The sequence below is a fragment of the Nocardioides sp. NPDC051685 genome (assembly GCF_044453405.1).
In the GTDB taxonomy this organism is placed as follows: Bacteria; Actinomycetota; Actinomycetes; order Propionibacteriales; family Nocardioidaceae; genus Nocardioides.
In genome coordinates this window covers 151,702-164,469 of sequence record NZ_JBITCR010000001.1, presented here as the reverse complement: position 1 = coordinate 164,469, position 12,768 = coordinate 151,702, and the positions used below count along the sequence as shown (strand labels likewise).

Below are 12,768 nucleotides of genomic sequence, written 5' to 3'. Positions count from 1 at the left end.
ACGCGGGGAGATCAGGAGGCGTCGGAGTCCAGCGTGACCGTCGCGGTCTTCTCCTCGCCGTTGCGGGACCAGGTGACCTCGACCTTGTCGCTGGGCCGGTAGGAGCGGACGGTCGCCACGAGGGAGTCCGACCCGGTGATGACGTGGTCGTCGACCTTGGTGATGATGTCGCCCTTCTCCAGACCGGCCTTCTCGGCGGTGCTGCCCGAGCTGACCTCCTGGACCTGAGCGCCGGTGACGGAGGTCTGGCCGTTCTGGCCCGCGGGGGCGTCCGAGACGGAGATCCCGAACTGCGCGTGGGTGGCCTGCTCGCCCTTCTCGAGCTGCTGGACGATGGGGTAGATCTCGTCGATCGGGATGGCGAACCCGATCCCGATCGAGCCGGCGTCCTCGCTGGTCGCGCCGCCGCCGGAGCGGATCGAGGCGTTGATGCCGACGAGGTTGCCGTTGAGGTCGACGAGCGCGCCACCCGAGTTGCCCGGGTTGATCGCCGCGTCGGTCTGCACCGCGGGGTAGACGGTCGCGGCGCCGTTCTGGTCGACACCGACGTTGACCGGACGGTCGAGCGCGCTCACGATGCCGGTGGTCACCGTGGAGTCGAGCCCGAACGGCGAGCCGATCGCCACGACGCTCTGGCCGACGGTGAGGTTGGCGGACTTGCCGATCGTGATCGGGGTCAGGCCGCTCACGCCCTTCGCCTTGATCACGGCGGTGTCGGTGAGCGGGTCGGTGCCGAGGACCTCGGCGGGGACGGACGTACCGTCGTTGAAGTCGACCCTCACGGTGCCGCCGTTGGCGGCCAGCTCGACCACGTGGTTGTTGGTCAGGATCGTGCCGTCGGAGGAGAGGACGACCCCCGATCCCGAGCCGGAGCCCTGCTGAGAGGTGACTTCGATCTTCACCACGGAGGGGAGCACCTTGGCCGAGACCTTCTCGATGCTGCCCTCGGGGGCCTTCGCGTCGACGACCTGCGAGGTGGCCGGGGTGTTCGCCCCGCCGGGGCTGCCGTCACCGTCGAGGGCGCCGTAGATCGCCGCGCCGCCGACACCGGCCGCGCCACCGGCGACCAGAGCCCCGGCGAGGACCGCGGCGACCAGACCGGTGCGGCCCGCGGCCCGCTTCTTGGTAGGTGCGCCCGGGGTGCCGGGCACCGGCGGCATGACAGAGGTCTGCGCCGGCGAGGGCGCGAACGGGCCGGCGGGAGGCTGAGTGGGGCCGGCGGGAGGAGCCGGGGGAGTCCACTGCGGCGGGGTCCCACTCGGCTGCTGAGGAGGGAGTTCGGTCATGTCTTCGAGTCTGGCCAGCGTCCCTGTGAACCGGCTGAGACAGCGCTATGCGGTCGCGAAGAGATGGCTCAGGATCCGGCGAGGAGGCCGACGACCGGGGCGAACGCCTCCATCAGCTCGTCGCCGACCAGGAGGTAGGAGATGCCCAGCCGCTCCCTACGCTCGCGGAGCTGGTCGGCCATCTCCGCAGGCGAGCCGCTGACGACACCGACGGCGCCCTGAGCGGCCAGCGCGGCGGGATCGAGGCGGCCGGCCAGGTAGCGCGGGACGACATCGCCGACCGCCATCAGGTTCATGTTGAGCTCGGGGGCGCCGGCATCGGGGCGGTCGGCGGAGCGTACGTGGTCGACGGCGGCACGCACGGCCGGCTCCTCGGCGTGGAAGGGGACACCGAGGGCGGCGATGTCGGCATGCTCGCCCGCGATCCGCAGCATCCGCGGACCGCCGCCGGCGACGAGGATCGGCACCTGCTGCGGGGCGGTCCCGTAGGGGAGAACCGAGGCTTCGACGGCCCGGTGGTGGGGGCCGTCGACGGTGACGGTCTCGCCGGCGAGGAGCCGCTTGATCAGGCGGATCGACTCCACGAGCCGCTCGACGCGTACGCCGGGCCGGTCGAAGCCCAGCCCCAGCATCGCGTTCTCCCGCTCCGAGTCGGGGCGTCCGGCGCCCAGGCCGAGCTCGAAGCGGCCGCCCGAGAGCACCGAGAGCGTGGCCGCCTCCTTGGCGACCTGGACGGGGTGGCGGAAGTCGTTGGCCAGGACGTACGTCCCCACCCGCAGCCTCGTGGTCACGGCCGCCGCGGCCGCCAGGGCGGGGAAGACGGCATGGCCGAAGGACACGTTGTCCGGCATGACGAGCGTGTCGTAACCCGCGCTCTCGACGCGGCGGGCGAGGTCGCTCCACGCGGCGCCCGTAGCGGTCTGGGCGGCGACGACGCCGAAGCGGAAGGGTCTGGTCTCAGGTGTGGTGGTCATGCCTCCAGGCTCGACCTGATGGGACGCGAGCGGATCCGCTCGACGGCGACCGCAGCGTACGCAGATCTGCGCAGCCGCCTACTCCGCCTCGATCTGCAGGGTCACCTGCTTGAGCAGCGCCGCGAGCTCCGTACGCCGCTCCGGGCTCAGCGTCTGCAGCAGCCTGGTCTCGGCCTCACCGCGCAGGTCCATCGCCCGCCGCCAGATCTCGATGCCGGCCTTCGTCGCCTCGATGCTGATCTTGCGCCGGTCCTCCACCGATGCCGTACGCCGCACCCACCCGGCCTTCTCCATGCTGTCGAGCCGTCCCGTCATCCCGGCCGGACTGATGTCGAGGTCCTTCGCCAGGTCGGTGGGCGAGGCGTGGCCGGGGGTGTCGCGGATCATCAGCATGTGGAGCGTCTTGTATTCGAAGTCGGCGAGCCCGACCTCGCTCGCCGCGGCTGCGCGGGCATCGTTGAAGAACTTCGCGATCGATCCGATCCGCACCGTGATCGCCTCGATCTCGTCGTCGAAGTCGATGTCGATCCAGTGGTCGCGCCACCTGGCCACGTGACGGTCGGCACCGTCCTCCTGGGGGTCGTCGCCGGACATCTCAACGGGTTGCAGCTCGGCCATGATTCGATCCTACCTTTCGCCGACTGATAATTCGCTGGCGAATAGTTCGCCAGCGAAGTACCTTCCTCGTATGACTGTCACGACCGAGCCGCCGACCGGGCGTCGCTCACCGCTGAGGCACCGCAACTTCCGTCGGCTCGTGACCGGGACGGCGTCCTCGTCGCTGGGCAACGCGATCACCCCGGTCGCGCTGGCGTTCGCCGTGCTCGACCTGGGTGGCACCGCGACGCAGCTCGGCCTCGTCGAGGCCGTGTTCGCGGCCTGTCAGGTGGCGACCACCCTGGCCGGGGGAGTGCTCGGCGACCGGGTCTCGCGCAAGGTGATGATGGAGGGCACGGCGGCGATCAGCGCCGTCGTGATCGGGTCGCTGGCGGCGACGATCATCCTCGGGGTCGCGACGATCCCGTCGATCGCGGTGATGGGTGGCCTCGCGGGCGTCGTCGCCGCGCTCAACCAGCCCTCGGCGATGGCGATGACCAAGGTGGTCGTGCCCGCGGAGGACCTCGGTGCTGCCGTCTCGCTCCGGTCACTGCTCCAGACCACCGCGTCGACCATCGGCTACGCGCTCGGTGGTGTGCTCGTCGCGGCGGTCGGCCCCGGGTGGGCGATCACGGTCGACGCGCTCACCTTCGCCATCGCCGCCCTCGCCTACGCCGGCATGCGGGTGCCCCATGAGCGCCCACCCCACAAGGCCTCGATGCTCGGCGATCTCGCCGAGGGCTTCCGCGAGGTGATGCGCCACTCGTGGCTGTGGTTCCTGATCCTGCAGGCGCTGCTCTACCACCTGTTCTGGTCCGGCGCCCACAGCGTGCTCGGTCCCATCGTCGTGGGCGAGGGCATCGGCCGGGCCTCGTGGGGCTTCGCGCTCGCCGCGCTGATGGCCGGCTTCTTCGCCGGCGGCCTGTTCTGCCTACGATTCCGTCCGCGCCGTCTGCTCTCGGTCGGCGTCTGCTTCCTCGCGATGACCGGCCTCTTCCCGATCGCGATGGCGGTCTCGGACACGCTCTGGCCGATCCTCCTCGGCGCGTTCCTGCACGGCTTCGGGCTGCAGGTCTTCGACATCTTCTGGCAGATCGCGATCCAGCAGGAGATCCCCGAGGAGAAGCTCTCCCGGGTCTACTCCTTCGACATCGTCGGCTCGTTCGTCGCCCGCCCCATCGGGCTCGCGCTCGTCGGCCCGGTCGCTGTCGCGGTGGGCTTCGACACCTGGCTGTTCGTGGTCGCCGCGGTGATCTCCGGCAGCGCCCTGATGTCGATCTCCTTCGCGGGCGTACGCCGCCTCGAGCGCGCGCCCGACCAGGCCGCCTCCTAGGCCGTGTCTCTCAAATCCACGCCCGCTACGCGACGTTTCGCATCCGATCTGGCTGCGTTGCCGCCGCTCGACAGCCACCAGGATGCTTTCGCAGCGGACGCCTTGCCAGATCGGCCCGAAACGCCGCTCGCGGCCGCCGTGTCTTTGAGAGACACGGCCTAGACCGGGAGGCCGAGCCCGACCAGATCCCTGCGGAGCTGGTCGGCCCCGGTGAAGTGGATCGCGTGCATGCCGAGAGCCGCGGCGGCGGCCACGTTGGCGACGCTGTCGTCGATGAACGCCAGCCGTTCCAGCGGCGTCCCGGCGCGCTCGGCGACCAGCCGGTAGATGGCCGGGTCCGGCTTGGCCAGGCTCACCTCGCCGGAGACGACGACGTCGCTGAGCAGCCCGATCACGTCGTACGTCGCCGGAGCATGCGGATAGAGCTCGGCCGACCAGTTGGTCAGTCCGAGCTGCGGGAACTCGGCCGCGGCGAGCTCGCGGACCAGCTCATGGGTGCCGGGGACCGGGCCCAGCAGGGAGAGCGGGAAGTTGTCGACGTACGCCGCTCCCGCCGCGACCCACTCGGGCGCCTCCTCCTCGAGCACCGTGAGCGCCTGGGTCCAGCTGCGGCCGGCGTCCTGGGCGTGGTTCCACGACCCGAAGTCGTAGGTCGCCATGAACGTGCGGGCGTCGGCGTCACCGACCCCGGCCGCGATCGCCGGGAGCGGGTCCCAGCGGATCAGGACATTGCCGAAGTCCCAGACGACCCCATCCACCACAGGGGTGGACGGGGTCGGCATGTCGGGGAGCGTCACGCCCAGCGCACGTCGCGCGGGACGAAGTTGAGTCCGCGCTCGCCGGTGTAGATCTGCTTCGGACGGGCGATCTTCTGCTCCTTGTCCTGGACGAGCTCCAGCCACTGGGAGAGCCAGCCCGGCGTACGCCCGATGGCGAACAGCACGGTGAACATCTCCGGCGGGAACTCCAGGGCCTCGTAGATCAGGCCGGAGTAGAAGTCGACGTTGGGGTAGAGCTTGCGCTTGACGAAGTATTCGTCCTCGAGCGCGATCTTCTCCAGCTCCTGGGCGATGTCGAGGAGCGGGTTGGTGCCGGTCACCTCGAACACGTTGTAGGCCTGCTGCTTGATCAGCTTCGCCCGCGGGTCGTAGTTCTTGTAGACCCGGTGGCCGAAGCCCATCAGCCGCTCGTTGCCGGCCTTGACGCCGTCGATGAAGGCGGGGATGTTCTCCACCTTGCCGATGCGGCGCAGCATCCGCAGCACGGCCTCGTTGGCGCCGCCGTGGAGCGGGCCGAAGAGGGCACCGACGCCGGCGGCCACCGAGGAGTAGGGGTCGACCTGGGTCGAGCCGACGCTACGGACCGCGTTGGCGGAGGCGTTCTGCTCGTGGTCCGCGTGCAGGATGAAGAGGGTGTCGAGCGCCTTCTCGATGCGCTCGTCGGCGGCGTACTTCGACTCGCTCATCTTGAAGAGCATCGAGAGGAAGTTGCCGGTGTAGGACAGGTCGTTGTCGGGGTAGACGTAGGGCTTGCCCTGCGCGTGCCGGAACGCCCAGGCGCCGAGGGTCGGCATCTTGGCGATCAGCCGGATGATCTGCAGGCGACGGTTGTCGGGATCGGAGATGTTCGCCGCGTCCGGGTAGAACGTCGACATCGCACCGACCGACGCCATGAGCATGCCCATCGGGTGGGCGTCATAGCGGAAGCCCTGCATGAACTCCTTGATGTTCTCGTGCACGAACGTGTGGTAGGTGATCTCGTGCACCCACGCGTCGTACTCCTCCTTGGTCGGCAGCGCGCCGTGGACCAGGAGGTAGGAGACCTCGAGGAAGTTGGAGTGCTCCGCGAGCTGCTCGATGGGATAGCCCCGATATTCGAGGATTCCCTTGTCACCATCGATATAGGTGACGGAAGATCGGCATGAAGCGGTGTTGACGAAACCGGGGTCATAGACCGCCAGGCCGGGCCCCTCTTCGTCGTTAGCCGGGTCCGCGGCCTTGATCTTCCCCAGGTCGGCGGCGCGGATGGTGCCGTCGGTGATCGGGATGTCGTACTCCACCCCGGTGCGGTTGTCACGCACTGTTAGAGATTCGGTCACGATCAGCAACGGTAACCCTCTTGAAATCCCCTACGTAACTCGGCGTCCCACCCATTGGCCGATTTCGACTCAGAGTCGGAACTTGTCCCGCGCCGGTTTCGTGTCGCCGGACGGCTCGTCGTCGCCGAACCGGGTCAGCGCGTCGCGCAGCCGATGAAGGTCGAGAACGGTCTGCACCGACCGCCCGTCCTGGGTCTCGTCCTCTCCGCGGAGCGCACGCAGCGCCTCCTGGACCTCGGTCTCGCTCGGCTCCCCTGTCATGGGCACATAATCTAGGTGCCCGGGCCAAGCCGGACTAGTGCGACTCCGCGACGATCTCCGGGTCGGTGCCGTGTGTCACACGCCACAGCAGCACCGCGACCGCCGCGCGCTGCCGTCCTCGGCCCTTGACGGGCGAGTAGCCGAGCTGGCCGCTCAGCCAGGTCAGCCGTTCCTGCAGCGTCGAGTGGTGCACATGGAGCAGCGCGGCCGACTGCCTCAGGCTCGGCTGGTCCAGCACCGCGTGCAGGGTCTCCACGACCCAGGGATGCCCGGCGAGCAGCTCGTCGAGACGTCGTACGTCACCAACCCCCGCCGCCTCGTCGGCGCTGATCCGCTCGGCGATGACGGCCAGCGCACCGAGGTCCTCGTAGCGGACCACCGCGGGCGCGAGTCCGCCGACGTCGGCGGCCAGCCGGAGGGCTGTCCGCGCCTGCTCCAGCGCGGTCGGCAGGGCCCGCGGGTCGGGGGCGGTCGCGGCCCCCGCCCGGATGCCCTCCGGGATCGTCGGTGTGCCGGGAAGGAGGGCGACGACCAGGGCGCCGACCGTGCTGATCAGCGTCGCCCGCAGGTTGGCGGAGGGGCTCAGCACGACCGTGACGGGGCCGGTCAGGCCGAGCTGTGCGACCGCGTCCTGCCGGTCGGCATCGGTCGCGTCGGGGTCGCACGCGATCCTGACCAGTCCGCCGGCCGAGGGGCTCGGGGAGCCCGTGCCGAGCGCCTGCAGGGCACGGGCGGCGCGCTCGAGGATGAGCGCGTCGAGCGGGCCGTCCTCGCCCGTGCGCTCGAGCCAGAGCCAGGAGCCGGGCTGGCCGGGGACCGGCTCGTGGTGCCAGTCGCCCTCGGTCTCGCCGGTCAGGGTGCGGCCGTCGGCCGCGAAGCGCTTGACGACGCCGCGCGCGGCGTCGTGCAGACCCGCGGTGGAACCGGCCAGCGCCGCCGCCGCGCGCACGACCGCGGCCGTCGACGACCCCTCGTCCACGAGACGGTCGAAGTGGTCGATGACGCGCAGCGCACTGGCCGCGTCGTCGTCGACCACCTCGAGCTTGCCGATCAGATCTCGCACCTGGACCTCCCTGGCCTACTCTCGCCCACCAGAGGCGAGCAGGCCAGTGGATCAGCGCTCGAGGGCCCTGCGGACGAACTCGTCGCGGGTCGCGACCGAGGCGCGGGAGAGCGCCGTGTGCCCGGCCATGAGGTCGAACCCGTGGAACCCGCCGCCCCACATGTGGAGGTCGACGCTGACGCCGGCCTCGGACAGCCGCCGTGCGTAGGTCAGCGTCTCGTCGCGGAACGACTCCGCCGAGCCGGTGTCGATGTAGGTGCGCGGGAGGCCGGTGAGGTCCTCGGCGCGGGCCGGTGCGGCGTACGGCGAGACGTCCGGGCCGCCGCGGCGATCGCCGAGCAGCGCCGTCCAGCCGAAAAGGTTGGAGTTGCGGTCCCAGACCCCCTCCTCGTCCAGCATCCGGCTGCTGTGGGTCTCGAGGCGGTCGTCGAGCATCGGGCAGATGAGGATCTGGTGGCTCAGCTTCGGGAAGGCCCGGTCGCGGGCGAGCAGGGCCGTGCCGGCGGCGAGGCCTCCGCCGGCGCTGGCTCCGGCGATCATGATGCGCTCGGGGTCGATGCCGAGCTCCGCGGCGTTCTTCGCGGTCCAGACGAGACCGGCGTAGCAGTCCTCCACGGGAGCCGGGTCCGGGTGCTCGGGGGCGAGGCGGTACTCGACCGACACCACCACGGCGCTGCCGTCGGCCACCTGCGACAGGAAGGTCTCCACGCCGAACCGGCGGTCGCCGACCACCATCCCGCCGCCGTGGGTGTGGTAGATCGCCGGGAGCGCGGCGCCGTCCGCCGCGGGCCGGAGGATCAGCAGCGTGATGTCCGGGTCACCCTCAGGGCCGGGGACCTGCCGCTCCTCGACCCGGACCGCGCCGCCGACGGTCAGGTCGACCGGGTCCATCCCGGGGAAGCCCTCGGCGGTCTGCTGCCGCATCGCCTCCAGCGTCTCCGCGGAGAACGTCGGGAGGGCCTGGCGCACCGCGTCGAGCACCGGCACGAGCTCGGGATCGAACGGCGGCCGGATGGGGGTGTCGGGGAAGATCTCGCTGGTGGTCGTCTCGGTCATGGCCACTCCTTCGTCGCTGGGTGGTCCCAGCCTGCTCCGCGACCATCGTCCACGGAACCCGGCCTGTGGCGGGAATCACATCGACCGCTCCCGCCATCTGGCGGGCGGGGGCGGGAGATAAACCGATGTGCGGTCGAGGGGTACGCCGGGGGAGAATGGGTGACCTCATGTCCACCGACCTGCCTGCCGCCGTCTCCGTGGCGATCACCTACCCTGCCGAGCTTCCGGTCACCCAGCGCCGCGAGGACATCGCCGCGGCCATCCGTGACCACCAGGTCGTGATCGTCGCCGGTGAGACGGGGTCGGGGAAGACGACGCAGCTGCCCAAGATCTGCCTGGAGATGGGCCGGGGCTCGAACGGGATCATCGGGCACACCCAGCCCCGGCGGATCGCGGCGCGGTCGGTGGCGGAGCGGATCGCCTCCGAACTCGGCACCTCGCTCGGGGATCTCGTCGGTTATCAGGTGCGGTTCACCGACAAGTCGTCCGCCGCGAGCCGGATCAAGCTGATGACCGACGGCATCCTGCTCGCCGAGCTGCAACGCGACCGCGACCTGCGCCGCTACGACACGATCATCATCGACGAGGCCCACGAGCGGTCGCTCAACATCGACTTCCTGCTGGGCTATCTGCGTCGGCTGCTGCCGCGCCGTCCGGACCTGAAGCTGATCATCACCTCGGCGACGATCGACCCGGAGCGGTTCGCGGCCCACTTCTCCGACGTGAGGACGGGTGAGCCGGCGCCGATCATCGAGGTCTCCGGTCGCACCTATCCGGTCGAGGTCCGCTACCGGCCGCTGATGGAGCTCTCCGAGGAGGACGAAGAGGGCGAGGTCGTCGTCCGCGACCAGACCGAGGCCATCGTCGACGCGGTCAAGGAGCTCTCCGCCGAGGGGCCGGGCGACGTGCTCGTCTTCCTGCCGGGCGAGCGGGAGATCCGGGACGCCGCCGACGCTCTCGGCGATGCGCTGGGGCTCAACCGTGGACGTCCGTCGACCGGTCTTGTCGAGATCGTCCCGTTGTTCTCGCGGTTGTCGGCCGCCGACCAGCACCGCGTCTTCTCGCCCCACACCGGCCGCCGGATCGTGCTCGCGACCAACGTCGCCGAGACCTCGCTGACGGTCCCCGGGATCAAGTACGTCGTCGACACCGGCGTCGCCCGCATCTCGCGCTACTCGGCACGCACCAAGGTCCAGCGGCTGCCCATCGAGCCGATCTCGCAGGCCTCCGCGAACCAGCGGTCGGGACGTACGGGGCGGGTCGAGGCGGGCATCGCGATCCGGCTCTACTCCGAGGAGGACTACCTCGGGCGACCCGAGTTCACCGACCCGGAGATCCTGCGCACCAACCTGGCCTCGGTCATCCTGCAGATGGCCTCCCTCGGGCTGGGTGACATCGCCCGGTTCCCGTTCGTGGAGGCGCCGGACCGGCGCAACATCACCGCCGGCGTACAGCTGCTGGAGGAGCTCGGCGCGATGCGCGGGCAGCGGCTGACGAAGCTGGGCCGGCGACTGGCCAGGCTGCCGATCGACCCGCGGCTGGCGCGGATGGTGCTCGAGGCCGAGCGGCTCGGGTGCGTACGCGACGTCATCGTCGTCGCGGCCGCGCTCTCGCTCCAGGATCCGCGGGAGCGGCCGGGGCAGGACCACCCCAAGGAGCAGGCGCAGGCCGACCAGCTGCACGCGCGGTTCAAGGACGAGACCTCCGACTTCCTCGCCTGGCTCAACCTGTGGCGCTATCTGAAGGAGCAGCAGCACGAGCTCTCGTCCTCGGCGTTCCGGCGGCTGTGCAAGCGGGAGTTCCTGCACTACGTACGCGTCCGGGAGTGGCAGGACCTGGAGTCGCAGCTGCGGCAGGTGTGCCGGGAGATGAAGATCGACCTCGGCAAGGGACACCGCGAGGTCGGTCACGACGAGGGAGAAGACAAAGCCGCCTACGACGCCGACGGCATCCACCAGGCGCTCCTCTCCGGGCTGCTCTCGCACATCGGAGCGCTGGAGGAGCGGGACAAGAAGGCCGACGCGGCCGCCGGACGCGACCGGCGCCGGCCCGGCCCGCGGGAGTACGAAGGCGCCCGCGGGACGAAGTTCGCGATCTTCCCCGGCTCGGCGCTGCACCGGAAGAACCCGCAGTTCGTGATGTCGGCGGAGCTCGTCGAGACCTCGCGGCTCTGGGCCCGGCAGAACGCCTCGATCAAGCCCGAATGGGCCGAGCGACTCGGGCGTGACCTGGTCAAACGCACCTACTCCGAGCCGCATTGGTCCCAGAAGCGCGCCTCCGTGATGGCGCGCGAGAAGGTCACCCTCTACGGTGTGCCGCTGGTCGCCGACCGCCCTGTCGCCTTCGGCAAGATCGACCCCGATCTCTCCCGTGAGCTCTTCATCCGGCATGCGCTGGTCTATGGGGAGTGGCGTACGAATCACCGCTTCCTCCGCGACAACGCGAAGCTGATGGAGGAGGCCGAGGAGCTCGAGCACCGCGCCCGGCGCCGCGACATCGTCGTCGACGAGCACGCGCTCTTCGACTTCTACGACCGCCGGCTGCCGGCGGACATCGTGTCCGGCGCACACTTCGACCAGTGGTGGAAGACCGCGCGCCGCGAGAGTCCCGACCTGCTCACCTTCGACCTCTCGATGCTCACCAACGACGCCGCCGGCGAGGTGACCGAGAGCGACTTCCCGGCCTCGTGGGACGCAGGCCCGCTGACCTTCGACCTGAGCTACCAGTTCGAGCCGGGTGCGGCCGACGACGGGCTGACGATCGATGTCCCGGTCGCGACGCTGAACCGCGTCGGTGCCGACGACTTCTCCTGGCTGGTGCCGGGGCTGCGTGAGGAGCTGGTGACCGCACTGATCCGGTCGCTGCCCAAGCAGCTGCGGGTCAGCTTCGTGCCCGCTCCCGACAAGGCGCGTGCCTTCCTGAAGGAGACGCCGCCGGGGGAGGAGCCGCTGCTGACCGCGCTGGAGCGCTGGGCGCGCTCGACCGCGGGCGTGCACATCCCGCGCGAGGCGTGGGACTGGGCCAAGGTGCCCGAGCACCTGCGGCCGACCTACCGGGTCGTCGGCGAGGACGGCAAGGAGACCGCGAAGGGCAAGGACCTCGACGCGCTCAAGGCGCCGCTCGAGGGCGAGTTCAAGGCGGCCATCGCCGAGGTCGCGGCGTCGGCCGGTCACACCCGCACCGGCGAGACGAGCTGGGTCTTCGGTGACATCGCCACCACGGTCACCGAGAAGCGTGCCGGTCATGAGGTCACCGTCTTCCCGTGCCTCTCCGACGAGGGCACCACGGTCGGTCTCGTCGTCGCCGGCTCCGCCGAGGAGGCTGAAGCGCGCCACCGCCTCGGTGTCGTCCGGCTGCTGCTCCTGGCCCTGCCGGACGTCGGCAAGCAGGTCGTCGACGGGCTCTCCACCATGGAGAAGCTCGCGCTGGCCGGGTCGCCCTATCCCAGCGCCGCCGAGCTCGTCGAGGACTGCCGCGCCGCCGTCGTCCGCCAGCTGGTCGATGCCCGTCCGTCGCCGCGGACGCTCGAGGCGTACGAGGCGGTGCTGGCCGCCGCGGGCACGCCGGCCGACCTGGTCTCGGCCGTCCGTGCCGTCCTGGCCGACGTGATGCGGGCGCTCGAGGCCTACCGTGAGACCGACAAGGCCCTCTCCGGCCGGGCCGACATGTTCCAGCTCCCCGCACTGACCGACATGAAGGACCAGCTCGCGCGGCTGGTGCACCGCGGGTTCGTCGCCGAGGCGGGCGCTCAGCAGATCAGGCGCTATCCGACCTATCTGAGGGCCATCGTCGAGCGTCGCCGCAAGCTCGACGCCGACCTGCGCGCCGACCGCGCGACCCACGACCGGATCGCATCCCTCCAGGACGCCTACCTGCACCAGGTCGAGGCGCTGGCCGAGGGCCGGCCGCCCGGGCCGCGGCTGCGGCAGGTGCGGTGGATGCTCGAGGAATACCGCGTCCAGCTCTGGGCCCAGCATCTCGGCACCGCCGAGAAGGTCTCGGACGCGCGGATCCGCAAGCTGCTCGGCTGAGCGCTGCAGCGGTGTAACACGTCGTTCGTAGGACTACTCGCCCTATCCGATAGGGCGAGTAGTCCTACG

At 70.5% G+C, this 12,768-nt stretch carries 10 protein-coding genes; 2 read left to right on the top strand and 8 right to left on the bottom strand.

All coding sequences use genetic code 11. From position 1 onward, the window contains the following. Positions 1 to 11: 11 nt before the first annotated feature. The 3 genes from ACIA03_RS00730 to ACIA03_RS00720 all read right to left on the bottom strand — a co-directional run bounded on the left by ACIA03_RS00730 (position 12) and on the right by ACIA03_RS00720 (position 2,878). Positions 12 to 1,286, bottom strand: a complete 1,275-nt coding sequence (locus ACIA03_RS00730; RefSeq protein WP_396978306.1) for a S1C family serine protease — start codon at positions 1,284 to 1,286, stop codon at positions 12 to 14. Between the two features lie 68 nt (positions 1,287 to 1,354). Continuing rightward, positions 1,355 to 2,260 (bottom strand): TIGR03621 family F420-dependent LLM class oxidoreductase, encoded by a 906-nt coding sequence (locus ACIA03_RS00725; protein ID WP_396978304.1) that lies wholly within the window; start codon positions 2,258 to 2,260, stop codon positions 1,355 to 1,357. Positions 2,261 to 2,338: 78 nt separating this feature from the next. Further along, complete coding sequence (locus ACIA03_RS00720) at positions 2,339 to 2,878, bottom strand: MarR family winged helix-turn-helix transcriptional regulator (RefSeq protein WP_396978302.1); 540 nt, start codon at positions 2,876 to 2,878, stop codon at positions 2,339 to 2,341. A 70-nt stretch (positions 2,879 to 2,948) separates the two neighbouring features. Here ACIA03_RS00720 and ACIA03_RS00715 point away from each other — a divergent pair, with 70 nt between their 5' ends. Continuing rightward, positions 2,949 to 4,190: an MFS transporter gene (locus ACIA03_RS00715; protein ID WP_396978300.1), complete on the top strand. Its 1,242-nt coding sequence runs from the start codon at positions 2,949 to 2,951 to the stop codon at positions 4,188 to 4,190. 158 nt (positions 4,191 to 4,348) lie between these two features. Here ACIA03_RS00715 and ACIA03_RS00710 read toward each other — a convergent pair whose 3' ends face one another. The 5 genes from ACIA03_RS00710 to ACIA03_RS00690 all read right to left on the bottom strand — a co-directional run bounded on the left by ACIA03_RS00710 (position 4,349) and on the right by ACIA03_RS00690 (position 8,668). Beyond that, positions 4,349 to 4,972: an HAD-IA family hydrolase gene (locus ACIA03_RS00710; protein WP_396978298.1), complete on the bottom strand. Its 624-nt coding sequence runs from the start codon at positions 4,970 to 4,972 to the stop codon at positions 4,349 to 4,351. An 11-nt stretch (positions 4,973 to 4,983) separates the two neighbouring features. Then, positions 4,984 to 6,288 carry a citrate synthase gene (locus tag ACIA03_RS00705; RefSeq protein ID WP_396978296.1) on the bottom strand — a complete coding sequence of 435 codons (1,305 nt, stop codon included), beginning with the start codon at positions 6,286 to 6,288 and terminating at the stop codon, positions 4,984 to 4,986. Between the two features lie 69 nt (positions 6,289 to 6,357). Further along, complete coding sequence (locus ACIA03_RS00700; RefSeq protein WP_396978294.1) at positions 6,358 to 6,549, bottom strand: hypothetical protein; 192 nt, start codon at positions 6,547 to 6,549, stop codon at positions 6,358 to 6,360. A 34-nt stretch (positions 6,550 to 6,583) separates the two neighbouring features. Further along, positions 6,584 to 7,612, bottom strand: coding sequence for a helix-turn-helix domain-containing protein (locus ACIA03_RS00695; RefSeq protein ID WP_396978292.1), 1,029 nt, complete (start codon positions 7,610 to 7,612; stop codon positions 6,584 to 6,586). A 51-nt stretch (positions 7,613 to 7,663) separates the two neighbouring features. Beyond that, positions 7,664 to 8,668 (bottom strand): alpha/beta hydrolase, encoded by a 1,005-nt coding sequence (locus ACIA03_RS00690; RefSeq protein ID WP_396978290.1) that lies wholly within the window; start codon positions 8,666 to 8,668, stop codon positions 7,664 to 7,666. Positions 8,669 to 8,835: 167 nt separating this feature from the next. Between ACIA03_RS00690 and hrpA the strand changes: the two genes are divergently transcribed. Continuing rightward, the gene (hrpA, locus tag ACIA03_RS00685; RefSeq protein WP_396978288.1) at positions 8,836 to 12,699 is read left to right on the top strand and encodes an ATP-dependent RNA helicase HrpA; all 3,864 of its coding nucleotides are present in this window, start codon (positions 8,836 to 8,838) and stop codon (positions 12,697 to 12,699) included. Positions 12,700 to 12,768 lie beyond the last annotated feature (69 nt).

What these genes read in the sequence shown, in the direction of transcription:
- ACIA03_RS00715 (WP_396978300.1), top strand. Translation starts at nt 2,949, where the DNA reads ATGACTGTCACGACCGAGCCGCCGACCGGGCGTCGCTCACCGCTGAGG.
- ACIA03_RS00710 (WP_396978298.1), bottom strand. Translation starts at nt 4,972, where the DNA reads ATGCCGACCCCGTCCACCCCTGTGGTGGATGGGGTCGTCTGGGACTTC.
- ACIA03_RS00720 (WP_396978302.1), bottom strand. Translation starts at nt 2,878, where the DNA reads ATGGCCGAGCTGCAACCCGTTGAGATGTCCGGCGACGACCCCCAGGAG.
- ACIA03_RS00725 (WP_396978304.1), bottom strand. Translation starts at nt 2,260, where the DNA reads ATGACCACCACACCTGAGACCAGACCCTTCCGCTTCGGCGTCGTCGCC.
- hrpA (WP_396978288.1), top strand. Translation starts at nt 8,836, where the DNA reads ATGTCCACCGACCTGCCTGCCGCCGTCTCCGTGGCGATCACCTACCCT.
- ACIA03_RS00700 (WP_396978294.1), bottom strand. Translation starts at nt 6,549, where the DNA reads ATGACAGGGGAGCCGAGCGAGACCGAGGTCCAGGAGGCGCTGCGTGCG.
- ACIA03_RS00690 (WP_396978290.1), bottom strand. Translation starts at nt 8,668, where the DNA reads ATGACCGAGACGACCACCAGCGAGATCTTCCCCGACACCCCCATCCGG.
- ACIA03_RS00730 (WP_396978306.1), bottom strand. Translation starts at nt 1,286, where the DNA reads ATGACCGAACTCCCTCCTCAGCAGCCGAGTGGGACCCCGCCGCAGTGG.